Origin of the sequence: Streptomyces sp. NPDC006326, from assembly GCF_040612915.1 — a bacterium.
In the GTDB taxonomy this organism is placed as follows: Bacteria; Actinomycetota; Actinomycetes; order Streptomycetales; family Streptomycetaceae; genus Streptomyces.
In genome coordinates, this window is the sequence record NZ_JBEXRC010000031.1 from 16,372 (window position 1) to 39,541 (window position 23,170).

Genomic DNA, 23,170 nt, shown 5'->3' on the forward strand with positions numbered 1-23,170 from the left:
ACCGATATCAACTCTCTGTAATCGGACATGCGTCCCGCGTCGTTCCTCCCGTGCCCCGTTCGGTGACAGCCCGCTACTCCGGATCCGCGGGCGCAGCCGCCGCCAGCAGCTCCCCCGCGAGCCGTTCCTCCGCCTCCGCCGCCCCCAGCCACTGCCGGGCCCGCAGCCAGGCCCGCTTGAGGTGCAGGTGCACATCCGCCTCCCACGTGAATCCCATTCCCCCGTACACCTGGAGGCAGTCCCGCGCATTGCGCACGGCCGCCTCGTCGGCCAGCAGCTTGGCTCCCGCGATCTCCCCCGCGTCGGCCGTGACGGCCGCCGCGTAGACCGCCGTACGGGCCACCTCCGCCCGGACCAGCATCTGCGCGCACAGGTGCTTGACCGCCTGGAAGGCGCCGATCGGCTGCCCGAACTGCTCGCGCTCCTTCGCGTAGCGCACCGCCAGCTCCACCGTCCGCAGCGCGCTGCCGAGCTGGAGCGCGGCCGTCAGCAGCGCCCCCTCGTCACGGTGGGCGCCCGTGTGCCCCGGGGCCGGGGCCGCCACCCGGTACAGCGGGGTCAGCGGATCCACCGAAGGCGCCGGCTCCCCGGCCGGGAGCTCCGCGGCTCCCCCGGCGCCCAGGACGGCGTCCGCCTCGGCCAGGTGGGCCACCAGCGGCCCGTCCAGGTCGAAGGCGGTGACCACGGCGGTGCCCTCGGCCGCCCCCGGGACGGTCCCGGCCGCCAGGTGGGTGGCGACCAGCGGGCCCGGCAGCAGGGCCCGGCCCGCCTCCTCGAAGACGAGCACCGCCTCGGGGAGCCCGAGCCCGACGCCGGGCCCGCGCTCCCCCTCGGGGAGCCGCAGGGCGAAGAACCCGGCCTCGCCGAGCTCCCGCCACAGCTTCCGGTCGAGGCCGCCCCCGCCGTCCACCGCGGCCCGCAGGGCCTCGCGCCCGTACCGCCCCGCCAGCAGCTCCCGTACGCCGGCGCGCAGGTCCCGCTGCTCCTCGGTCGGCTGGAAGTCCATGTCCTCACCGGCCCTTCGGCAGGCCGAGGATCCGCTCGGCGACGATGTTGCGCTGGATCTGGGAGGTGCCCGCCGCGATGGTGTACGAGAGGGACGAGAGCCGGTCGAGCACCCACGGCCCGTCCAGCGCGAGGGCGTCCGCGCCGAGCACCTCGGCGGCGGTGTCGTACAGCTCCTGCCGGGCGTGCGAATAGGCGAGCTTAAAGACGGAGCCGCCGGTGCCGGGGACCCCGCCGGAGCGCTGGGCCTCGCTCACGTTCCACTGGGTGAGCCGCCACAGGGCGCCGAACTCCGCGTACAGCCGCCCGAGCCGGCGCCGCAGGACCGGATCGTCCCAGCGGCCGTTGGCCCGGGCGGTCCGGGCGAGTTCGGCCAGGGTGCGGCGGCAGGCCACCACCTCGCCCACGAAGGCGGTGCCCCGCTCGAAGGACAGGGTCACCATGGTGACGCGCCAGCCGTCGTTCTCCGCCCCCACCCGGTTGCCGACGGGGACGCGCACCTCGTCCAGGAACATCTCCGCGAACTCGGTGGATCCGGCGAGGGTGCGCAGCGGCCTGACGGTGATGCCCGGCGCGTCCATCGGCATCGCCAGCCAGGAGATCCCCCGGTGCCGGGGCGCGGCGGGGTCGGTGCGGACGAGCAGTTCGCACCAGTCGGCGACCTCCGCGTGCGAGGTCCAGATCTTCGAACCGGTGACCACGTAGTCGTCGCCGTCGCGGATCGCCCGGGTGCGCAGGGACGCCAGGTCGGAGCCCGCGCCGGGTTCGCTGAAGCCCTGGCACCACACCTCGTCGCCGCGCAGTACGGGCGGCAGCCAGCGCGCCCGCTGCTCGGCCGTCCCCTCGGCGGCGACGGTGGGTCCGGCGTGCAGCAGCCCGACGAAGTTGGCGCCGACGTAGGGGGCGCCGGCGCGCTCGGTCTCCTCCAGGAAGATCAGGTGCTGGGTCGGGGTGGCTCCGTGGCCGCCGGCGTCGACGGGCCAGTGCAGGCCCGCGTATCCGGCGTCGTACAGCCTGCGCTGCCAGCCGAGGTCGTAGGCGCGGCGGCCGGGCCAGTCGTCGGGGGACGGCCTGGGGGGCAGGTCGGGCAGCACCCGGGCGAGCCAGGCGCGCAGCCGGGCCCGGAATTCCTGTTCCCCGGGGGTGTAGGTGAGGTCCACTAGGCGGCCCGGCCCCGGTCCAGGCCGCGGTCCAGGTCGAGGTCGAGGCCGAGCATGCGGATGGCGTTGCCGCGCATCAGCTTGTAGACGGTCTCCTCGTCGAGGCCCTTGACGTGGTCGAGGGCGACCTCCTTGGTGTGCGGGAAGGTCGAGTCGACGTGCGGGTAGTCGGTCTCGAAGGTGGCGTTGTCCCGTCCGACGACGTCCAGCGAGGCGATGCCGTGCTTGTCGCGGAAGAAGCAGCAGAACATCTGCCGGTAGTAGTAGGTGGACGGCGGTTCGGGGATCAGGTCGCGGACCCCGCCCCAGGCCCGGTGCTCCTGCCACACGTCGTCGGCGCGTTCGAGGGCGTACGGGATCCAGCCCATCTGGCCCTCGCTGTAGGCGAGCTTCAGCGTCGGGAACTTCACCAGCACCCCGCTGAAGAGGAAGTCCATCATCGAGGCCATGGCGTTGTTGAAGCTGAGCGAGGCCTGGACGGCGGGCGGCGCGTCGGGGGAGGCGGCGGGCATCTGCGAGGAGGAGCCGATGTGCATGTTGACGACGGTGCCGGTCTCCTGGCAGACGGCGAAGAAGGGGTCCCAGTACCCGGAGTGGATGGAGGGCAGGCCAAGGTAGGTGGGGATCTCGGAGAAGGTGACGGCGCGCACCCCGCGGGCGGCGTTGCGCCGGATCTCGGCGACCGCGAGGCCGATGTCCCAGAGGGGGATGATGCACAGCGGGATCAGCCGGCCGCCGCTGTCGCCGCACCATTCCTCGACCATCCAGTCGTTGTAGGCGCGCACGCAGGCGAGGGCCACTTCCTTGTCCCGCGCCTCGGCGAAGGTCTGGCCGCAGAACCGGGGAAAGGTCGGGAAGCACAGGGAGGCCTCGACGTGGTTGAGGTCCATGTCGGCGAGGCGCGCCTTGGGGTCCCAGCAGCCGCGGCGCATCTCCTCGCGGGTGATGCCCTCCAGCGTCATGTCGTCGCGGTCGAAGCCGACGGCGGCGATGTTGCGCTTGTACGGGAACTTCAGGTCCTCGTAGATCCACCAGTCGGTCGGCGGGCCGTCGGGGTCCATGGTGATCACGTACTTGCCGCCGGTGTACTGGAGCTCGCCGATGCCCGCGGTGAGCGGCTTGGGGCCGCGGTCGCGGTACTTGGCCGGCAGCCAGACGTCGAAGAGGTGCGCGGGCTCGATCACGTGGTCGTCCACGCTGATGATCCGAGGCAGTTCCATGGTGTCCCCTCGCGGCAGGCCCAACTATCTGATGGATCGTCAGAAACAAGCTAGCCCCGCCACCCCTGGACCGACAAGCGCCCGAGCCCTACGCTCTGCCCTTGATCTGACTCACCGTCAGCTAGCGGGAGGTCTGCGATGCCGTACGCGGCGGACACCACGGTCACGGCGAGGGAACTGGGCGCGTCCCCCACCCTCTGGGAGCTGGTCGCCCGGCGCGCCGCGCTCACCCCCGACACCCCCGTCCTCGTCCAGGCGGCGGCGGACCCGGCCGAGGACCGCGTCCTGACCTTCGGGGAACTGCACGGGCGCGCCGAGCGGGTGGCGGCGGGCCTGTACGCCATGGGCGTACGCCCGGGCACGGTCGTCGCCTGGCAGCTGCCGACCCGGATCGAGACGGTCCTGCTCTCCGTCGCCCTGGCCCGGATCGGAGCCGTCCAGACCCCGGTGATCCCCTTCTACCGGGACCGCGAGGTGGGCTTCGCGCTGCGCGAGTCCAAGGCCGCGTTCTTCGCCGTCCCGGGCGTCTGGCGCGGCTTCGACCACACGGCGATGGCCGGGCGGCTCGGCGCGCGCGGCGTCTTCGAGGTGTACGCGGACCTCCCGGACGGCGATCCGGCCGTGCTGCCCGCGCCGCCGGACGAGGGGACCTCCGTACGGTGGATCTACTGGACCTCCGGGACCACCTCGGACCCCAAGGGAGTCCTGCACACCGACCGCTCGCTGATCGCCGGCGGCTCCTGCCTGGCCCACGCCCTGCACCTGGGGCCCGCCGACGTCGGCTCCGTGGCGTTCCCGTACGCGCACATAGGCGGCCCCGACTACCTGGTGATGCTCCTGCTCTACGGCTTCCCCGCGGTGCTGTTCGAGAAGTTCGCGCTGCCGGACGCCCTGGACGGCTACCGCCGCCACGGGGTCACGGTCGCGGGCGGCTCCACCGCCTTCTACTCCCTCTTCCTGGCCGAACAGCGCAAGTCACCGGGGAGCAGGCTCATCCCCACCCTCCGCCTCCTCGCGGGCGGCGGCGCGCCGAAGCCCCCGGAGATCTACCACGCGGTCGTCCGCGAACTGGGCTGCGAGCTGACCCACGGGTACGGCATGACCGAGGTCCCGATGATCACCATGGGCTCCCCGGACGACACCGCGGAGCACCTGGCCACCACCGAGGGCCGCCCGCCCGCGGGCATGTCGATCCGCATCACCACCCCGGACGGCACCCCGCTCCCCCCGGGCACGGACGGCGAGGTCCGGCTGCGCGGGGAGGCGGTCTGCCGGGGCTACCTGAACGGGGACCGGTCGGCGGAGGTCTTCGACGCCGACGGCTACCTGGTCACCGGCGACCTCGGCCACCTGACGCCCGACGGCTACCTGGTCCTCACCGGCCGCAGCAAGGACGTCATCATCCGCAAGGGCGAGAACATCTCGGCGAAGGAGATCGAGGACCTCCTCCACCAGCTCCCGCAGGTCGGCGACGTGGCGGTCATCGGCCTCCCGGACGCGGACCGCGGCGAACGCGTCTGCGCCGTGGTGGAACAACCCCCGGGCGCCGCCCCGCTGACCCTCCCCGCGCTCACGGCCCACCTCCGCGCCCAGGGCCTGTCCCCGCACAAGCTCCCGGAACAACTGGAACTGGTCGACGCCCTCCCCCGCAACGAGACCCTGCGCAAGGTCCTGAAGTACAAACTGCGCGAGCGCTTCGCCCACTGACCGCCCGGCGGCCGTGACCGGTGGCAGCTGCCGCGGACCGCCGTGCGGCGCACCGGCCGCACGGGGGATCCGCGAAGCCGGCCTTACGCGTCCGGGGCCTCCACGCCGCAGTAGGCGGCGAAGGCCGTCAGGAACTCGTCCTCCGAGATGCGGCCGTCGCCGTCCGTGTCGAGGGCCGCCGCGACCCGGGCCGCCAGGTCCGCGGGGGTGCCGAGGACGCCCAGCACGCGGGCCGCCGCCGTCGGGGACGTGCCCGCGGAATCGCCGGACGCCACGGCGATCACCGCGCGCAGGAACGGACGGGCGATCTCCGCGAACCGCTCCGGGTTGTCCCGCAGGCGCTTGGCCGCCCCCGTGATGAACTCCTCGCGGGTCACCCGCTGGTCGCCGTCGACGTCCGCGATGCCGGCCATGCCCTGCCAGAACGCCTCCGCGCCGGCGAAGACGGCCTGGCCCTTGTCGGAGCGGGCCGTGGTGCCGAATTCGGCCAGCACCGCCTTCGCGGCCGCGCTGAAGTCCTCGCGGTCGATATAGCCGTTGCCGTCCTGGTCGAAGGTGGCGAATCGGGCGGCGATCTTGCGCTCGTATTCTGCGCTGTCCATATTCGTGGTTCCGCCTTCACATGTGCGGTGGGGTGCAGTTCAAGACAAGCCAGGAGCGTAAGGCCTACGTGGCCTGCGCGTTAAGCGAAGCCGACAAGCCGGTGGCCGCATCGAACCCGCGCACGGGGAGCGCGGCGGGGCGCGTACACCCGTGCCCATGTGCCGCCGCCCGCCGCACGGTTCACGCCCCGCCACCGCCGTATCACGCAGGGCACTCTTCCAGGGGGAGCTTCACCCAAAACGGGCGCGGACCCGCCCCTGCCCATTACATTCGATGCGTCGACACACGGCTGGGGGCACTTATGCCGAAGGACGTACCACCGCGCTGGGACCGGCGCATGCAGCAGCGCCTCGCCCGCGGTGAGGCAGCCGCGCTCGGGGAGTTGTACGACCGCTTCGCCTCGCTCGTGCACAGCCTCGCGCACCGGGTACTGGGCGACGAGAAGGCCGCGGACCGGATCACCCGCGAGGTGTTCGGCTACATCTGGGAGAACCCGGACGCCTACGACCCCAAGCAGGGCTCCATGCGGTCCTGGGTCGCCCGGATCACCCAGGGCCAGGCCGTCGCCCGCCTGCGCCAGGCCGAACTGGGGCGCGGCTCGCGCGAGGAGCTGGAACAGAAGGTGCGCAGCGCCAATGCCGCGGCCCGCGCCGACTACATCGTCACGTCGATGCCCGCGCCGCTGCGCGCCGCCCTGGAACTCGCGTACTTCAAGCGCCGCGACTACCGGCAGGCGGCCGCCGACCTGCAGATCAGCGAGGACGAGGCCCGGCGCCGGCTGAGGCTCGGGCTCCAGCTGCTGTCGACCGCCAACGCCCTCCCCCGGGAGGACGCCGCCCCGCCCGGATATGGAACACCCCGATGAACGGCCCCGCCGAGCCATCCGACGACGGATTCGAGGAGCAGCGGCCCGGAGGTGCCGGCGCCCGGATACCGGGCCCGCGCGGACCGGCCGACGACCTCGACCCGCGGTACGCGCCGATGCCGGTGGCGGAACCGGCGCCGGAGGCCGGGCCGCAGGAACCGCCGCCCTCGCACGCCGTGCTGAAGTCGCTGCTCGGTGCCTGGGCGCTGTCCGCGTGCTCCGCCGAGGAGACGCAGGCGGTGGAGGACCACCTCACCGAGTGCGCGCCCTGCGCGGAGGAGGCGCTGCGGCTGCGCGACGCGGTGGGCCTGCTGCACCCGGAGGAGAGCCTCGACCTCAAGCCGCTGCTGCGGTCGCGGGTGCTGGAGGACTGCCTGGGCAAGCGGCCGGCCCGGATCCCGGTGCCGGTGTGGGCGAGCCCGTACGACACCGAGACCGCGCGGCTCGACGCGCTGCTGCGGGACTTCGGCGACTCGGAGTGGCACACCCCGGTCCGGCTGAAGTGGTTCGAGGAGGAGCGGCGCCAGTCGCGCCGGACCACGGTGGCGGGGGTGATCGGCCATCTGCTGACGGTGGACGGGCTGATCGCGACGGCGCTCGGACTGGACGATCCGCTGGGCCCCGACGCACCGCAGAAGGGCGGCACGACGGCCCGTACGGAGTTCTACTGGGACTCCGCCGCGCACCCGGTCACCCGCCAGGTCCGCGAGCCGTGGCGGGAGCAGGGCCACACCCTGGTGCGGACGGTCTCGTTCGCCGGGCGGGGCGTGGCGGAACTGTCGGTGGACTACGGGGCGTTCGCGCTGCCGCTCGGGGACGCCTTCCTGGAGCGGGCCTTCGAGTGCTGGGTGCACGCGTGGGACATCGCGGAGGCGGTGGACTACCCGTACGACCCGCCGTCCGGGCCCCATCTGAACCGGATGATCGACCTGGCGGCCCGGCTCCTGCCGAGCGCCCTGGCCCACCGGCGGCGGGCGGGCCTGGCCGCTCCGGCGCGGAGCCTGGTCGCGGCCGGGGCGCCGGGGCGGACCCTGCACCTGGAGATCGAGGGCGCGGGCGGAGGCAGCTGGGACATCGCCCTGGACTCCCCCGCGGCGAAGCCCTCACCGGACCACACGGTGGCCCGGATCGCCCTGGACGGGGCGGAGTTCTGCCAGCTGGCCGCCGGGCACATCTCCCCGGAGGACGCGGCGGTGGGCCAGCACGGCGACCGCGAGGCGATCCGCGACGTGCTGTTCGCCGCGGCCTCGCTCAGCCGCCTGTAGGCGGGAGCCGGACAGGGCGCAGCCGTGGCCCCGGACAGGACAAGGCCCGGGGCCACGGCTGCGACTGCGACTGCGGCTACGGCTACGGCTGCGGCTACGGCTACGCGAAGACCACCGTGCGGCTGCCGTTGAGGAGGACGCGGTGTTCGCTGTGCCACTTCACGGCACGCGCCAGCGCCTGGCACTCCACGTCGCGCCCGATCGCGACCAGCTGGTCCGGGGTGACCTCGTGGCCCACCCGCTCCACCTCCTGCTCGATGATCGGGCCCTCGTCCAGGTCGGCCGTCACGTAGTGGGCGGTCGCACCGATCAGCTTCACGCCCCGCGCGTGCGCCTGGTGGTAGGGCTTGGCGCCCTTGAAGCTCGGCAGGAACGAGTGGTGGATGTTGATGATCCGCCCGCTCAGCTCCTTGCACAGGGTGTCCGACAGCACCTGCATGTACCGGGCCAGCACGACGAGCTCCACGTTCTCGGCGCGCACCAGCTCCAGCAGCTGGGCCTCGGCCTGTGCCTTCGTGTCCTTCGTCACCGGGATGTGGTGGAAGGGGATGTCGTAGGAGCGGACCAGCTCGGCGAAGTCGGTGTGGTTGGAGACCACCCCGGCGATCTCCACCGGCAGCGCGCCGATCCGCGTACGGAAGAGCAGGTCGTTCAGGCAGTGCCCGAACTTCGAGACCATCAGCACGATCCGCATGCGCTCGTCGGAGCGGTGGATCTGCCAGTCCATCCGGAACGAGTCCCCGATCGCGGCGAAGCTGGCCCGCAGCTTCTCCACCGTCACCGGCGGCTCGGCCGAGAAGTGGACCCGCATGAAGAAGAGGCCGGTGTCGTGGTCGCCGAACTGCCGGCTGTCCTCGATGTTGCATCCGGTCATGAACAGATAACTGGACACGGCATGCACGATGCCCTGCTTGTCGGGACAGGACAGCGTCAGGACGTACTGCTGGGGGGCCTGGGTGTGCGGGTCGTCGCTCATGACCCCACAGCCTTTCACACTCCGCGTTTTACCCCGCGCGGGTGAGGATCCTCAGGAGTTCCAGCGACCGAGGGGCCTCGTCCGGGTCGTCCCCGTCCGCGGTGGACAGCCGTACGTGGGCCTCGCGGGCCGCCCGTACCGCCTCGGGCCAGGCGTGGTGCTCCAGGTAGGCGGAGACGGGGGCGTCGGGGCCGACCTGGTGCAGGATGCGCAGCACGCGCAGCACCGCGAGGTCCACGAGGGTGGCCTCCTGGGAGTCCCGGAAGATCGTGCCGACGTACTTCTCGGCGGACCAGCTGTCGAGCCAGGTGTCCTCGACGAGGCGGTAGACGGCATCGGTGACGTCCCCGTATCCCTCGACCCCGGCCAGCCAGGTCTCCTCGTGGAACGCCGGATCGGAAAGCATGTGAAGCGCCGAGCGCACGTTGCTGCGCCAGCGCCACCACGGCATGTCGTTGAGGGGCATGCCGCCCATGGTGGAGGAGCGGCCGCCGCGTCGGGAAGAGTTCTTCGAAGCTTGGGCGAATGTCACGCATTCGATCGTACGTTCCGCCTCAGCGTGATCTTGAGGCGCCCGTCCGTGACGCTGGGTGAGCGTGCACGTGGAATTCACCTGGATGTCACCCGGAGTTGCAGGTCCCTCACCATCCGGTTACCCCCGGAGGGGAATGGTGCATGGACATGACCGATTGGCGACGCACCGCATTCCTCTCCCGCACCTTCACGGCCACGGCAATGGGTGCGTGTCTCGTCGTCGGATGCGGGGTGGTCCCCGGGGGCTCGGGGGGCTCCGGGGACACCATCACGGTCATGACCTTCGCCCCCCAGGACACCAGAGCCACCAACATGCCCGGAATGCCGGGGATGGCAAAGGCGTACGAGGCCTGGGTCAACGCCAAGGGCGGGATCAACGGCCACAAACTCCGCGTCCTGACCTGCAACGAGAAGAACACGGCGAACGGCGCCGCCGACTGCGCCCGCAAGGCCATCGCGGAGAAGGCCGTCGCGGTCGTCGGCTCCTACAGCCAGCACGGACGCGCCTTCATGGCCCCCCTGGAGGGCGAGGGCATCCCCTTCATCGGCGGGTACGGGGTCTCCTCGGAGGAGTTCCAGAGCACCCTGTCCTACCCCGTCAACGGCGGCCAGCCCGTGCTCCTCGCCGGAGCCGGACACCAGTTGGGGCGGGCCTGCAGCCAGGTCGCGCTGGTCCGCCCGGACACCCTCGCCGGCGACTCCATGCCGGTACTGCTCAACGCGGGCCTGAAGGCCAACAAGATGCCCGAGGCCAGCGACATCCGGGCCGCCGAGGACTCGGGTGACTACCTCCCGCAGGCCCGCGAGGCACTGGCCGACTCCTCCGGCGGCAAGGAGAAGGAGAAGGGCTGCGTGACGGCCGTGCTCGGCGAGCGCACCGAGACCTTCTTCGACGCCTTCCGCCGGGCCGACGACAAGCACAGGAACCCGCAGATCTCCTCGGTGCTGGGCAGTGTCAGCCAGGCCCTGGTCGACCGCACCGGCGGCAAGGAGAGCCCGTTCGAGGGCGCGTACCTCACCAGCTGGTACCCGGTGTCGGGCGATCCGCTGTGGCAGCCGATGCGGAAGGTGATCTCCGAGTACGCCTTCGGCAACGACGCCGTGGACCCCGACGACAGCGGTACGCAGACCACGTGGATCGCGTACACCGTGCTGAGCGAGACCCTGAAGCGGTTCAAGTCCGGCGAGGACGTCACGGCGCGCAAGGTGGCGCGCATGCTGAACCAGTCGGAGCCCGTCCCGACCGGCGGCCTGACCCCGGACCTCAGCTGGCGCTACAAGGACATGCGCGCCGTCGCCGGTTTCCCGCGGATCGTGAACGGGCGGGTCACCTTCCAGATCGTCCAGGCCGGCCGGCTGGTCGCCCAGCAGGGCGAGCAGTCGATGGACATGACGCAGACGCTGGAGCAGGCCCCGCGCACGGCGTGAGCCGGCGGGCGCGTCCCCGCGCTACAGCTGGGACTTGTCCCGCTTGGTGAGGCCGTACTTGGCCGCGATCGCGTTCCACAGGGTCGCGGCCGACTCCTTGGCCTTCGTCGCCTCCCCGCTCGACTTGTTGCCCTGCGCGGCGTTGCCGGTCGACTTGGCCTGCCCGTCCTTGCAGCCCTTCTTGTCGCCGGAGACGTCGTCCGCCCAGGCGGCGTAGCTGTTGTCGGCGTCCGCCGACGACTGCCAGGCCTTGGTGAGGGAGCCGGCCAGCTTCGCGTTGTCCGGGAGCTGGTCGATCTTCAGGTCCTGGAGGCGGGTGACGAGCTGCTCGCGCTGGCGGGCGGCGTCCCTCAGGTCGTTCGCCGCCTGGCCGAGGTTGCGGCAGCTCTTGATGTCGTCGACGGCCCGGATGACGGCGGCGCGGCTGTCGTTGCTGTCCGCGAGGAGCTTGTCCAGCTGGACGGCCTGGGAGCGGGCCGGGTCGACGGGGGCCTCGCCGCCACTGGCCGCCGTCGAGCCGCCGGCGCTGGGGGCGGCGCCGACCGCGCCGGGGTCGTTGTTGCGCGCCTTGCCATCGCTGAGCAGCGCGCCGACGCCGAGCCCGACGACGGCCAGGCCGATGACGACCGCGCCGACGACCACGGGCGAGACCCTGCGGGCCGCCTCAGGCGGGGGCGGCGGCGCGGGCGGGGCGTACTGCGGGTGCGGCTGGAACTGCTGGGGCTGGGCCTGGGGCGGTACGGGGCGCTGCCCGCGCGGCGGGTACGCCCGCGGGGGCTGCTGCCGCAGCACCGGCTCCTGGACCGGCGGCAGGTGCTGGGTGTGCCCCTGGGCGGCCGCTCCGTCGCCGGCGTCGCGGAAGAGGCCGTCGAAGGCGTCGGGTCCGGCCGGGACGGGCGGGATGTACTGCGTCGCCGCCTCGTCGTGCCCGGGCGACGCCGGGACCGGCGGGATGTACTGCGTCGCCGCCTCGTCGTGCCCGGGCGACGCCGGGACGGGCGGGATGTACTGCGTCGCCGCCTCCCCGTGCCCGGGCGACGCCGGGACCGGCGGGATGTACTGCGTCGCCGCCTCACCCTGCGCAGGAGACGCCGGGACCGGCGGGATGTACTGCGTCGCCGCCTCACCCTGCGCAGGAGACGCCGGGACCGGCGGGATGTACTGGGTCACGGCTTCCGGGAGCGGCGGGTAGCCGTATCCGTGGGGCTCGCCCGGGCCCTCGTACCCCGGCCCGACCACGTGCCCGTAGGCCGGCTCCGCCGGGTCGGGACCCCACGGCGCGCCGGCCTGCGGGGCGGCGTGCTCGCCGCTCCCCTGTCCGCTCTCCGTCACCGGGACTCCTCCACCGACTACTCCGACCTCCGGAACGTCGCCTCACGCTACCCGGTCACCCACTCCGCCGTCAGACCCCCACGGTCTCCGGGGCCCCTCGGCCCCCACGGCTCCGGGCTCCGCCCGCCGTCCCCGCGCCTCAGGCCGCCGCGGTCTCCAGGCGGGCGCTGAACTCCCGGACCGCCGCCTCCTCCCGGTACGGGTCCAGCCGGCGCCGGAAGTCGTCCAGGTACTCGCCGCCGCGGTTGGAGCGCAGCCCGGACAGCAGTTCCGCCGCCTGCGCGGCGGTCTGGCACGCCTGCTCCACCTCCCGCTGCTGCACCTGCGCGGCGGCCAGCAGCAGCAGCCCGATCGACCGGCGCCGCGCCTTGCCCGCCGGAAGGTCCCGCAGGGCCAGCTCCGCCTGCTGGGCCGCCGCGTCCGCCTGGCCCAGGTCCCGGTGGCAGTGGGCCAGTTCGTCGGCGAGGTACGCCTGGTCGAAATGCCGGATCCACACCGGATCGTCACCCGATTCAGGATCCGCCCGCTCCAGCGCGCCGACCGCCCGCGAGGTCAGGACGGCCGTGGCCCGCGCATCGCCCAGCAGCGCGTGCCCGCGCGCCTCCGCGGCGTAGAACATCGCCTCCACCCGCGGGGGGACCTGCCCGCGGGTGCCCTCCTGGGCGGCCCGCGCGAGCTGCGCGATCTCCCGGGGGTTGCCGAGCTCGGCGGCCAGGTGGCTCATGGACGCGGCGAGCACGTACCCCCCGTACGCCCGGTCCCCGGCCGCCTGCGCCAGCCGCAGCGCCTGGATGTAGTAGCGCTGGGCGAGGCCGGGCTGCCCGGTGTCCACCGCCATGTACCCGGCCAGTTCGGTCAGCCGGGCCACCGCCGCGAACAGCGCCCGCCCCACCGGTTCTCTGTACGAGCCGCCGATCAGCCCGGACACCACGGAGTTGAGGTAGTGGACGACGACGGGCCGGACGTGGCCGCTGCCGAAGCGGTGGTCGAGGTCCTTGAGGGCCTCGGTGGTGGCCCGTACGGCCTCCACGTCCGGCATCCCGACGCGCGCGCCCCCGTTGCGGGCGACCTGCGCGTCGGCCCCGGTGATCAGCCAGTCGCGGCTCGGCTCGACGAGCGCGGACGCGGCGACGCTCGACCCGGACAGGAAGTCGCGGCGCCCGACGTCGCTCCGCCACAGCTCGCTGACCTGCTCGATGGCGCCGCCCACGGTCGGGGAGAACTGCAGGCCGATGCCGGAGGCCAGGTTCTTGCCGTTGGCCATGCCGATCTCGTCGATGGTGACGGTCCGGCCGAGTTTGCGCCCGAGCGCCTCCGCGATGATGCCCGGTGCCCGGCCGCGCGGCTGCTGGCCGCGCAGCCAGCGGGCGACGGAGGTCTTGTCGTAGCGGAGATCGAGGCCGTGTTCGGCCCCGCACATGTTGACGCGCCGGGCAAGCCCGGCATTGGAGCACCCGGCTTCCTGGATGAGCGCCTGTAGCCGTTCATTCGGCTGGCGCGCGACGAGAGGCCTGGCTGCCATGAAAACCCCCAGTGGCCGCGGGTGATCGTTGGAATGATCACTTCCCGCCTGAGTTGCGGAGAATCATCCGCTCTGCGTCGTGTCGCTACCCAACTCCGGCGCCCCGGCCTCCCGCGCGCCCCCGCGCGTGCACCAGTGCGCCCCGCATGCAGGATCGATGCTCCGCCCACCGCACGGTTTACGCCCGTAACCCGGGATGACCCGAAGAGTTGTGATGGGCGTGGAAGAGACCATCGGAGTCACGCAGACCGCACCCATCCCCAAGCAGCGCGGCGAGCAGCTGCTGGACCATGCCGTGCGGTACGTGGAAGAGCGGCACTGGGACGTCTTCGCCGGCGCCTGGCTGGAGCCCGGCGACGGGCGCGAGCTGTGCTCCTGCGGGGCGGAGGACTGCGTGGTGCCGGGCGCGCACGCCATGGTGAAGGACTGGGCGGCGCAGGCCACCGGCAGCGCGGTTCAGGTCCGCCGGCTGTGGGGCCGCCAGCCGGAGGCGTCGATCCTGCTGCCCACGGGCCGGACCTTCGACGCGCTGGACGTACCGGACGCCGCCGGATTCCTGGCGCTGGCACGGCTGGAGCGGATGCAGCGCACGCTCGGCCCGGTCGCCCTCACCCCCGACCACCGGATGCTGTTCTTCGTCCTGCCGGGCGCCGGGGCGAAGGTTCCGGACCTGGTGCGCAAGCTCGGGTGGTCCCCGGCCACGATCGACCTGGTCGCGCGCGGCGAGGGCGAGTACGTGGCCGCCCCGCCCACCCGGTTCGGCGGCCGGGGCGCGGTGCAGTGGGCCCGGCGGCCCACCCCGGCGAACCGCTGGCTGCCGGACGCGGAGGAGCTGATCGACGCGCTGGCCTACGCGTGCGGGCGTGAGGCCGCGTCGGAGCGGTCCCGGCGCACCTCCTGACCGCGGCCCGGGCCGTGGCGGTCCGCGCCGGAGGTCATGGCGCCCGAAGTCATGACATACGTAACTGCCCCTCCTCTTCCCCGACTCCTATCGTGAGGACCGCAGGACCACGGGGAACGGAACGAGAGGCAGGCGCATGCCGCACCAGGGTGATGCGACGGGCGGGACGGACGGACCGGGCGGTGCGCGACCCGCGCCGTCCGCCGTGCCGGCGGCGGTACGGGTCGAAGGGCTGTGGAAGCGCTTCGGCCAGCAGGTGGCGGTGGCCGGCATCGACCTGGAGCTGCCCGCCGGCAGGTTCATAGGTCTGGTCGGCCCGAACGGGGCGGGCAAGACGACCACGCTGTCGATGGTGACGGGACTGCTGCGCCCGGACATGGGGCGGGTCGTCGTCGCCGGACACGACGTGTGGGCCGATCCGGCCGAGGTGAAGTCGCGGATCGGCGTGCTGCCCGAGGGGCTGCGCATGTTCGAGCGGCTGTCGGGGCGCGAACTGCTCGGCTACATGGGCCGCTTGCGGGGGCTGCCGGGCGAGGAGACCGACAAGCGGGCGACGCAGCTGCTGGAGGTCCTCGACCTCGCGGGCTCGCAGCACAAGCTGGTCGTGGACTACTCGACGGGCATGCGGAAGAAGATCGGGCTGGCCGCGGCACTGCTGCACAATCCCGAAGTGCTCTTCCTGGACGAGCCGTTCGAGGGCGTGGACCCGGTGTCGGCGCAGACCATCCGCGGGGTGCTGGAACGTTACACCTCCTCCGGTGCCACGGTCGTCTTCTCCTCCCACGTGATGGAGCTGGTGGAGTCGCTGTGCGACTGGGTCGCCGTCATGGCCGCCGGCCGGATCCGTGCCGCGGGCCCGCTGGCCGCCGTACGGGGCGACGCGCCCTCGCTGCAGGCCGCCTTCCTGGAACTGGTCGGTGCGGGCGGGCGTGACGCGGGCGGCTCCCTCGACTGGCTCGGCGGCGGGCAGGCCGCCCGATGAGCGCCTCCGTCCCGGCCGCGACCGGGCTCCCGGAGGCGGCGGCTGCGGCGGCCGCGGATCCGGCGGTGAACCTGACCGGAATCTTCGTCCGGCTCAAGCTGTCGCTGCTGCGCAACGGCCTCAAGGGCTCGTCCAAGCGCAAGGCCGCCTACTTCTCCACGCTGGCGTTCGCCCTGGTGGTGGGCTTCTTCATCACCCTCGGCCTGGCACTGCTGCACGGCAGCGCCCACGCCGGGACGGTCGTGGTCCTGCTGGCGGCGATCCTCGCCCTCGGCTGGTCGGTGATGCCGCTGTTCTTCCCCTCCGGTGACGAGACGCTCGACCCGAGCCGGCTGGTCATGCTGCCGCTGCGGCCGCGGCCGCTCGTCCGGGCCCTGCTGGCCTCCTCGCTGGTCGGCATCGGCCCGCTGTTCACGGTGTGCCTGGCCGTGGGCTCGGCGGTGGCCGTCGCCCGCGGAGCCGCCGGTGCGGTGGCCGCCGTGGTGGCCGTGCCGCTGCTCCTGCTGGGCTGTGTCGCCCTGGCCCGCGCCGTGGCCACGGCGAACGTACGGCTGCTGACCAGCCGCAAGGGGCGCGACCTCGCACTGCTCAGCGGGCTGGTGATCGGCGTGGGCGCGCAGGTGGCCAACTTCGCAGGGCAGCGCCTGTTCGAGACGGGCGGTCTGGAACGGCTGGAGCCGGCCGAGGCGGTGCTGCGGTGGCTGCCGCCGGCGACGGCCGTCGGCATGGTCGACTCGGCGAGCAAGGGCTCGTACGGGGTGGCGGCGGCCCAACTGGCCCTGACCCTCCTCGCCGTGGTGCTGCTCCTGTTCGCCTGGGAGCGGAGCCTGACGAAGCTGATGGTCACCCCCGACGGGTCGACGATCGCGGCGGCGCAGCCCAAGGAGCGCAGGTCGGCGGCCGGCGGACCGGCCCGCTCCCTGCTGCCCGGCGGACGCACCGGCGCGATCATGCAGCGCACCCTGCGCTATGTGGTCCGCGACCCGAAGACGAAGGCGGCATGGGTGACGGCCCTGGTGGTCGGCCTGATCGTCCCCGTCTTCAACGCCCTGCAGGGCACGGGCTCGCTCTACCTGGCCTGTTTCGGCGCGGGCATGCTCGGGGTGCAGATGTACAACCAGTTCGGGCAGGACACCTCGGCGTTCTGGATGGTTGCTCAGACCATCTCGACCCCGCGCGACGCCTTCACGGAGCTGCGCGGCCGCGCCTTCGCCCTGGCCCTGGTCACCGTCCCCTACACGGTGCTGGTGACGGCGGTGACGGCGGCGCTGCTGCACGACTGGCGGGGTTTCCCGGCCGCTCTGGGGGTGGCCCTGGCCCTGCTCGGGTCGATGCTGTGCTCGGGTGCGCTGGCCTCGGCCCGCTTCCCGTACTCCGTTCCGACGGACGGCGCCTTCAAGAACGTCGCCCCGGGGCAGGGCGGTCTGGCCTGGGCGGGCATCTTCGGCGGTCTGCTGGTCTCGGCGGTGATCTCCTCCCCGGTGATCGCCTTGGCGATCTGGTGCAAGGTGGCGGACGAGCAGTCCCTTTCCTGGGTGCTGCTGCCCCTGGGTGCGCTGTGGGGGGCCCTGGCCACCTGGGCGGGGCTGCGCCTGGCCGCGCCGGTGGTGGCGCGCCGGCTCCCGGAGATCCTGCTGGCGGTCAGCAAGGGCTGAGCGCGAGGGCATACGGGAGGGGGTGACGGGCCGGGCAGGCCGGTCACCCCTTCCGACGCTCACGCCGGCTGGCCGGCCCGGACCCGGCGGGCGTTCTCCAGCGTGGCCAGCGGGTTCAGCAGGTCCGGGTCGAACGGCGTGAGCGGCACTCCGCCGGCCAGTCTGCGCGGCAGGTCGGGGTCGGCCAGTGCCGCCGCGCCCAGGGCGAGCAGCTCCGCGTGCCCCTCCTCCAGCACCCGCCGGGCCACGGCGGGATCGCGCAGCCCGCCGTTGGCGATGACCGGCAGGCCGGTCGTGGCCCGGGCCAGCGCGGGCAGGGTGAGGCCGTTCCCGCCGTCGAGGGCCGCCTCCGCGTACCAGTCGCGCCCGCTGCCCGCGATGTGCAGGTAGTCGGCGCCGGCGTCCGCCGCGGTGGTGAAGACGACGGCGGCCTCGCGCGGCCCGTTCGTCCAGCGGTGTCCCGGGTCGTTGACCTTGCTCTGGGAGAAGCGGACCCCGACCGTGAACCCGGGCCCGGTCGCCTCCCGTACGGCGGCGACGACCTCGCGTACGAGCCGTACGCGCTGCTCGACGCCGCCGCCGTAGCCGTCCAGACGCAGGTTGGTGTGCGCCATGAGGAACTGGTCGAGCAGGTAGCCGTTGGCGGCGTGGACCTCCACTCCGTCGAAGCCCGCCTCGCGGGCGCGCCCGGCGGCTGCGGCGAAACCGTCCACCGCCTCGGCGATCTGCCGTCTGGTCATCTCGGCGGGCACCGGCCAGGGCCCGGCGCCGCGGAACCTGGCCAGTTGGGTGCCGAACGGTCTGACCGCGGAGGGGCCCGCGGTGCCCTCCCGGTAGCGGTTGCCCTGGGCCAGGGCTCCCGCGTGCATCAGCTGGAGCACGATCCGGCCCCCGGCCGCGTGCACCCGGGTGGTGACCTGCCGCCAGGCCGCCCGGTGCGCGGGGCCGGCGATGCCCGGCTGGTTGGTGTAGCCCTGGCTGAAGGCGGTGTCGGTGTAGGTGCCCTCGGTGATGACGAGCCCGAAACCGCCCTGGGCGTAGCCCTCGTAGTACGCGGCCATGTCCGCGGTGGCCAGGCCGTCGGGGGTCGCCGACACCCGGGTCATCGGGGCGACCGCGAGCCGGTTGGGCAGGTCGAGGTGCGCGAACCGGATCGCGGCGAGGGCCGGGTGTGCCACGGTCATGTCAGCACCCGTCGATGCCGCAGGCGGCGCCCTGGGCCACGGCTTGTCCGGCCTGGGCGTCGAGCACGGCCTTGCGCAGCTGTGCGACGGCGGGGACGCCCTCGATCCGGTGGCCGTCCCCGATGATGATCGTGGGGGCGACGGTGATCCGGTACGCCTGGGCGGTGCGCAGGGCCTCCTGGTGGGCGGCGGTGTAGGTGCCGTCCTCCAGCGCCCGGGTGAACGCGGCGGCGTCCAGGCCCAGTTCGGCGGCGATGTCGGCGAGGACGTCCGGTCGGCCGATGTCCCGGTTCTCCTGGAAGAAGGCCCGGAGCATGCGCGGGGTGTACTCCGCGGCCTTGCCGTGCTCGGCGGCGTACTGGTAGCCCTCGAAGGCGAGCCGGGTGTAGGGCTGCGGCGAGACGGTGGGCAGGGTGATGTCCACGCCCATCCGGCGGGCCATGGGGTAGACGGCCCGCTCCCAGATGGCCGGGAGGTACTCGTCCTCCGGGCGCAGGGTGGGCGTCGGGTGGGGGCGCAGCTCGAACGGCATCCACTCGATGTCGACGTCGAGGTCGCGGGTGGCCTCGTGCAGCGGGCCTTCGGCCAGCATGCAGAACGGACAGACGTAGTCCGACCAGACCTTGATGCCGACCCTGCCGGTGGCCGTGGCGGCCACTCCGGCGGTACCGGTCGCTTCGGTCATGCGTGCCTCCGGTCCATGGTGAGGAACTCCTCGAACGGCCTGGTCGCCTCGGGGACGGGGAGGGAGGTGACCTTGATCGGCCAGTTCTCCGGGTCCTCGGCGAAGATCGAGTACGAGCCCGCGTAGTCGAAGCCGTACCGGGCGGCCTGCCTGCGGTCGACTGCGTGGACGATGTGGGTGACGTTGAAGTACAGCGAGGCCATGTAGCACAGGGCGCAGGGCTCGCCGGAGGCGATCAGGGTGGCCCCGGCGGTGGCGCGCAGCCCGTGCCGGGCGGCGGCCTCGCGCAGGGCGACGACCTCGGCGTGCGCGGTGGGGTCGTTGTCCTCGCGCACCCGGTTGAAACCGGTGCCGAGGATCCGGCCGTTGTTGACGACCAGGCCGGAGAAGGGGATGCCGCCGGCTGCGACGTGCTCGCGGCTGATCCGCACCGCTTCCAGGACGTAGCCGGTCAGCTCGCTCTGGGGAATCTCGGTGATGTGCATGCGGGCTCCCAGGCTCAGACCGCGGTCAGACGCAGCAGGATGGCGCCGCCGATGATCGACGCGAAGGAGATCAGCCGGGCGAGCGTGATCTTCTCCTTGAAGAGGATCGAGCCGAGGACGACGGTGCCGACGCCGCCGATGCCGGTCCAGATGGTGTAGCCGACGCTGACGTCCAGCTCGCGCAGGGCCAGCGACAGGGTGTAGATGCCGCCCGCGGCGGCGAGCAGGGTGAGCACGGAGGGCCACAGGCGGGTGAAGCCCTTGGTGGCGTTGGTGCCGAGCGCGAAGGCGATCTCGAAGAGGATGGCGACGCCGAGGAAGACCCAGGTCATGACAGCGACCTTTCTGTTCTGTGACGGGGTGGAAGGGATGGTGCGGGGAGGGGCGGCCGGCAGGGCCGGGGCCCGGTCGGGAACCGGTCGGCCGATGCCCGGTCAGGCGGCGGGCGCGGGGGCGGGCCCGGTCGGACGGGGTGCCCGGTCAGGCGACGGGCGCGGGAGCGCGCTCGGTCTGGGCTGCGGAGACGGCGGCCGCCTTCTTGGCCGCGATGTTGTCGCTGATCCGCAGGCCCAGGGCGCCGCCGATGATGAGGAAGAAGGCGAGGACCTTCCAGACGGTCATGGCCTCGCCGTAGATGAGGGTGCCGAAGACGACCGTGCCGACGCCGCCGATGCCCGACCAGACGGTGTAGCCGACGCCGACGTCGATCGTCTTGAGGGCCTGGGACAGCGTGTAGATGCCGCAGGAGGCGGCGGCGGCCGTCAGCAGCGAGGGCCACAGCTTGGTGAAGCCGTCGGTGGCGTTGGTGCTGAGCGCGAAGGTGATCTCGAAGAGCGAGGAGAAGAGCAGCCAGGCCCATCCCTTGGAGGAGCCGGCGGGCGCCGTGTTCGCGGACATGAAACCTCCATGTAGTTGCTTGTACGTGCATGTAACCGTCGCCCCAGAAGTCCCCAGGCAGGGCTGAGCGACAGATCAAAAGCTTGCACGGTCATGTATCTTGTTGTCAAACGTTGATTCCGGAGGAGGCTCACCGATGACCACCCGCCCCTTTGCGCCGCCCGCCTCCTCCGACCAGGCCATGTGGAGCCGGGTCCTGACCCTGCACACGCAGGTCGAACGCGCGCTGGCGCAGGCCCTCCAGCGCCGGCACGGCATCGGACTCTCCGAGTACCGGGCCCTGGAGGACCTCTCCCAGGCCGGCGACGGCGAGCTGCGGATGCAGGAGCTCGCGGACCGGATCGGGCTCGGCCAGAGCTCGGTGACCCGCCTCGTCGGGCGCCTCGATGCGGCCGGTTTCGCCTACAAGGACCTCTGTCCGGCCGACAAGCGCGGGGTCTACGCCGTCATCACCGAAGAGGGCCGCGAGCGCTACAACGCCGCCCGCACCACCTACGCCGAGGTGCTCAGCTCCGCGCTCAACACCATGGGCGCCGACCCGAGGCTCGCCGGTACGGTGCAGGCCCTGCGCAGCGCCTACTGAGCAGATCGGTCACCTCCGGACCGCAGAGAGCCGCCCGCCGTACGGGCGGCTTTGCTTGTTTCCGTCCCCATGCAAACACCTCCGGATGAACGCGGCGCTGCCCCCGCCGCACCGGGACGTAACCCGCGGCTCACCTCCGTGACAGCACCGTTGCCGGTACTTGAACATGCAAGCCCAAGTGACCTAGCTCACCCGCACTTCGCTTGATACATGCTTGACTGTGCATGCACCTCGTTGGGTACCTTCAGACTGCAACGATCACGGGGGAACGTGAGCCGGGGCCGGGCTGCTGCCGCAGCGCCGTGGCCGGGGCCCGTTCGCAGACGCCATGTGCACCCCGTGATCCGGATCGGCGACCACTTCGCATCGACGGATGAACGACCGGGGGAACCGTGCCTTCATTACGACTGCTCGACACGCTGGCCGACCACGTGCTGCACCGGCCGCAGAGCGTGGCACTCGTCCAGGCCGGGCGCGGCGTCACGTACCGCAGGCTGGGCGAGTTAACCGAGCACCTGACCGACGCCCTGACCGACCTGGCCCTGCCGCACGACCAGCCGCTGTGCATCCCGGCGCACAAGACACCCGAGACGATCGCCCTGCTCATCGGGGCCTTCCGGTCCGGCCACAGCGTCCTCGCCCCGTCGCCCGAGCTGGGCGCGGAGGCCCTCGACACCCTCTGTGCCCAAGCACGTTGCTCCCGGATCCTGACCGTCGACGAAAACGGTCTGCGGGCCGGCGCCGTCGCACCCGACGCGTCCGCCGCCGAGGGCTTCGCCCGGGTGGATCCCGCCGAGGCCCGCCTGCTGCTCACCACGTCCGGCTCCACCGGGACACCGAAGATCGTGCCCGTCACCGCCGCGGCCTTCGACAACTTCGCTCAGTGGGCGGCGGATTGCTTCCACCTGACCGCCGCGGACACCGCGCTCAGCTACGCACCGCTGAACTTCGACCTGTCGCTGCTGGACGTGTGGACCTTCCTCGGGCTCGGCGCCCGGGTCGTGCTCGTCGAGCGCTCGCGCAGCACCGACGCCCGCCACCTGCGCGAACTCGTCGAGGAGCACGAGGTCACCTTCGTCCAGGGGGTGCCGCTGCTCTACCGCCTGCTCACCGGGGCCGAGGCCGGCGCCGGCAGCGACACCGGCGCCGGCACCGCAGGAGCGCCCGGCACCGTGTACGGCCAGGCCAGGACCGTGGTCTTCACGGGCGAGGCCATGCCGCCGGAGCTGCTGCGGCAGACGGGCAAGGCCTTCCCCTCCGCCCGCTTCCACAACGTCTTCGGCTGCACCGAGACCAACGACAGCTTCCTCCACGAGCTCGACCCCGCCACGGCCGGAGCGGGCGTCCCGATCGGCCGGCCCCTCCCCGGCGTACGGGCGCTCCTGCTCGACGACGAGGGCCGGGTGATCGAGGGCCCGGGCACCGGCGAACTGCTGGTCACCACCCCGTTCCAGACCACCGGCTACCTCGAACGCGCCCGCAGCCAGGGGGTGTTCGTCCCCGCGCCGGACGGTGGCAACGAGGTCTTCTACCGCACCGGTGACGTCGTCACCCGGGACGCCGACGGCCTGCACCGGCTGGAGGGCCGCACCGACTTCCAGGTCAAGATCCGAGGCGTGCGGACCAACGTCCAGGAAGTCGAGAACGTCCTGGCCGCCCACCCCGACGTCGCCGAGGCGGCCGTGGTGGCCCTGCCCGACCCGGAGGCCGGCTACCGGCTGCACGCCCAGGTGACCCGTCGGCCCGGCAGCGGGCTCGGCTCGCTGCCGCTGCGCTCCTACAGCGCCAAGAACCTTCCGCGCCATGCCATTCCGTCCTCGGTGGCGGTCGGCGACACCCCACTGCCGCGCACTTCCACCGGAAAACCCGACCGCAATCTCATCAAGCAGAACCGACTGAAGGGAAAGGCCGCATGACCGCCCTTGCGGACGACATCCGGACCTATGTCGTCACCGAATTCCTGGACGGCGAGGACTCCGCCGACCTGACCCCCGAATACGACCTGATCGAGAGCGGAGTCGTCGACAGCCTCGGACTGGTGCGGGTGATCTCCCACATATCCCGAGCCTACGCGATACCCGTCGACGACATCCCCATCGTGCCGGAGAACTTCCGCAGCATTGCAGCCATGTGCGCCTTCATCGACGGCGCCACCGCCGGCACCGCTGCCTGATCACCAGC

Annotated in this window: 23 protein-coding genes; 10 read left to right on the plus strand and 13 right to left on the minus strand. The window is 72.5% G+C overall.

Annotated elements, in window-relative coordinates:
* Positions 1–73 precede the first annotated feature (73 nt).
* From ABZ128_RS23005 to ABZ128_RS23015, 3 genes are read right to left on the minus strand one after another with little or no spacing between them, the layout of a single operon-like run.
* A complete protein-coding gene (locus ABZ128_RS23005; protein WP_356850656.1) occupies positions 74–1,006 on the minus strand; it encodes an acyl-CoA dehydrogenase family protein in 933 nt (310 codons plus the stop codon).
* Between the two features lie 4 nt (positions 1,007–1,010).
* A complete protein-coding gene (locus tag ABZ128_RS23010; protein WP_356850657.1) occupies positions 1,011–2,165 on the minus strand; it encodes an acyl-CoA dehydrogenase in 1,155 nt (384 codons plus the stop codon).
* Positions 2,165–3,385, minus strand: a complete 1,221-nt coding sequence (locus ABZ128_RS23015) for an amidohydrolase family protein (RefSeq protein ID WP_356850658.1) — start codon at positions 3,383–3,385, stop codon at positions 2,165–2,167. The genes ABZ128_RS23010 and ABZ128_RS23015 overlap by 1 nt, the downstream gene beginning before the upstream one ends.
* A 138-nt stretch (positions 3,386–3,523) precedes the next feature.
* Between ABZ128_RS23015 and ABZ128_RS23020 the strand changes: the two genes are divergently transcribed.
* A complete protein-coding gene (locus ABZ128_RS23020; RefSeq protein WP_356850659.1) occupies positions 3,524–5,092 on the plus strand; it encodes an AMP-binding protein in 1,569 nt (522 codons plus the stop codon).
* Between the two features lie 83 nt (positions 5,093–5,175).
* Here ABZ128_RS23020 and ABZ128_RS23025 read toward each other — a convergent pair whose 3' ends face one another.
* Positions 5,176–5,694, minus strand: a complete 519-nt coding sequence (locus tag ABZ128_RS23025) for an EF-hand domain-containing protein (RefSeq protein ID WP_356850660.1) — start codon at positions 5,692–5,694, stop codon at positions 5,176–5,178.
* Positions 5,695–5,996: 302 nt separating this feature from the next.
* Here ABZ128_RS23025 and ABZ128_RS23030 point away from each other — a divergent pair, with 302 nt between their 5' ends.
* Positions 5,997–6,560, plus strand: coding sequence for a sigma-70 family RNA polymerase sigma factor (locus tag ABZ128_RS23030; protein ID WP_356850661.1), 564 nt, complete (start codon positions 5,997–5,999; stop codon positions 6,558–6,560).
* Entirely contained in the window at positions 6,557–7,825 is a 1,269-nt protein-coding gene (locus ABZ128_RS23035) for a zf-HC2 domain-containing protein (RefSeq protein WP_356850662.1), read from the plus strand. Before ABZ128_RS23030 ends, ABZ128_RS23035 begins: the two co-directional genes overlap by 4 nt.
* Before the next feature lie 100 nt (positions 7,826–7,925).
* Here ABZ128_RS23035 and purU read toward each other — a convergent pair whose 3' ends face one another.
* The gene (gene purU, locus ABZ128_RS23040; protein ID WP_356850663.1) at positions 7,926–8,801 is read right to left on the minus strand and encodes a formyltetrahydrofolate deformylase; all 876 of its coding nucleotides are present in this window, start codon (positions 8,799–8,801) and stop codon (positions 7,926–7,928) included.
* 28 nt (positions 8,802–8,829) lie between these two features.
* Positions 8,830–9,276, minus strand: coding sequence for a hypothetical protein (locus ABZ128_RS23045; protein ID WP_356850724.1), 447 nt, complete (start codon positions 9,274–9,276; stop codon positions 8,830–8,832).
* A gap of 206 nt (positions 9,277–9,482) precedes the next feature.
* Here ABZ128_RS23045 and ABZ128_RS23050 point away from each other — a divergent pair, with 206 nt between their 5' ends.
* Positions 9,483–10,763 (plus strand): ABC transporter substrate-binding protein, encoded by a 1,281-nt coding sequence (locus tag ABZ128_RS23050; protein WP_356850664.1) that lies wholly within the window; start codon positions 9,483–9,485, stop codon positions 10,761–10,763.
* 21 nt (positions 10,764–10,784) lie between these two features.
* On the opposite strand, the gene ABZ128_RS23055 is transcribed toward ABZ128_RS23050, so the two are convergent.
* Entirely contained in the window at positions 10,785–12,095 is a 1,311-nt protein-coding gene (locus tag ABZ128_RS23055) for a hypothetical protein (protein WP_356850665.1), read from the minus strand.
* Between the two features lie 139 nt (positions 12,096–12,234).
* Positions 12,235–13,617, minus strand: coding sequence for a transcriptional regulator (locus ABZ128_RS23060; RefSeq protein ID WP_356850666.1), 1,383 nt, complete (start codon positions 13,615–13,617; stop codon positions 12,235–12,237).
* A gap of 214 nt (positions 13,618–13,831) precedes the next feature.
* On the opposite strand from ABZ128_RS23060, the gene ABZ128_RS23065 reads away from it, so the two are divergent.
* From ABZ128_RS23065 to ABZ128_RS23075, 3 genes are all read left to right on the plus strand, one after another.
* Complete coding sequence (locus tag ABZ128_RS23065; RefSeq protein ID WP_356850667.1) at positions 13,832–14,518, plus strand: bifunctional DNA primase/polymerase; 687 nt, start codon at positions 13,832–13,834, stop codon at positions 14,516–14,518.
* 136 nt (positions 14,519–14,654) lie between these two features.
* The gene (locus ABZ128_RS23070) at positions 14,655–15,500 is read left to right on the plus strand and encodes an ABC transporter ATP-binding protein (RefSeq protein ID WP_356850668.1); all 846 of its coding nucleotides are present in this window, start codon (positions 14,655–14,657) and stop codon (positions 15,498–15,500) included.
* Positions 15,497–17,155 (plus strand): transporter, encoded by a 1,659-nt coding sequence (locus tag ABZ128_RS23075; RefSeq protein WP_356850669.1) that lies wholly within the window; start codon positions 15,497–15,499, stop codon positions 17,153–17,155. The genes ABZ128_RS23070 and ABZ128_RS23075 overlap by 4 nt, the downstream gene beginning before the upstream one ends.
* Positions 17,156–17,214: 59 nt before the next feature.
* Here the strand turns inward: ABZ128_RS23075 and ABZ128_RS23080 are convergent, their stop codons facing one another.
* The 5 genes from ABZ128_RS23080 to ABZ128_RS23100 form a co-directional block, all read right to left on the minus strand.
* Positions 17,215–18,339 (minus strand): NADH:flavin oxidoreductase, encoded by a 1,125-nt coding sequence (locus ABZ128_RS23080; RefSeq protein WP_356850670.1) that lies wholly within the window; start codon positions 18,337–18,339, stop codon positions 17,215–17,217.
* Between the two features lies 1 nt (position 18,340).
* Positions 18,341–19,024: a DsbA family oxidoreductase gene (locus ABZ128_RS23085; protein WP_356850671.1), complete on the minus strand. Its 684-nt coding sequence runs from the start codon at positions 19,022–19,024 to the stop codon at positions 18,341–18,343.
* Complete coding sequence (locus tag ABZ128_RS23090) at positions 19,021–19,509, minus strand: nucleoside deaminase (protein WP_356850672.1); 489 nt, start codon at positions 19,507–19,509, stop codon at positions 19,021–19,023. Before ABZ128_RS23090 ends, ABZ128_RS23085 begins: the two co-directional genes overlap by 4 nt.
* Before the next feature lie 14 nt (positions 19,510–19,523).
* Positions 19,524–19,841 (minus strand): multidrug efflux SMR transporter, encoded by a 318-nt coding sequence (locus ABZ128_RS23095; RefSeq protein ID WP_356850673.1) that lies wholly within the window; start codon positions 19,839–19,841, stop codon positions 19,524–19,526.
* 148 nt (positions 19,842–19,989) lie between these two features.
* The gene (locus ABZ128_RS23100) at positions 19,990–20,406 is read right to left on the minus strand and encodes a multidrug efflux SMR transporter (RefSeq protein WP_356850674.1); all 417 of its coding nucleotides are present in this window, start codon (positions 20,404–20,406) and stop codon (positions 19,990–19,992) included.
* A gap of 136 nt (positions 20,407–20,542) precedes the next feature.
* On the opposite strand from ABZ128_RS23100, the gene ABZ128_RS23105 reads away from it, so the two are divergent.
* From ABZ128_RS23105 to ABZ128_RS23115, 3 genes are all read left to right on the plus strand, one after another.
* On the plus strand, positions 20,543–20,989 hold the full coding sequence (locus ABZ128_RS23105) for a MarR family transcriptional regulator (RefSeq protein ID WP_356850675.1): 447 nt from the start codon (positions 20,543–20,545) through the stop codon (positions 20,987–20,989).
* Between the two features lie 392 nt (positions 20,990–21,381).
* Positions 21,382–22,905 carry an AMP-binding protein gene (locus ABZ128_RS23110; protein WP_356850676.1) on the plus strand — a complete coding sequence of 508 codons (1,524 nt, stop codon included), beginning with the start codon at positions 21,382–21,384 and terminating at the stop codon, positions 22,903–22,905.
* Positions 22,902–23,162: a phosphopantetheine-binding protein gene (locus ABZ128_RS23115; RefSeq protein WP_356850677.1), complete on the plus strand. Its 261-nt coding sequence runs from the start codon at positions 22,902–22,904 to the stop codon at positions 23,160–23,162. Before ABZ128_RS23110 ends, ABZ128_RS23115 begins: the two co-directional genes overlap by 4 nt.
* Positions 23,163–23,170: the final 8 nt, after the last annotated feature.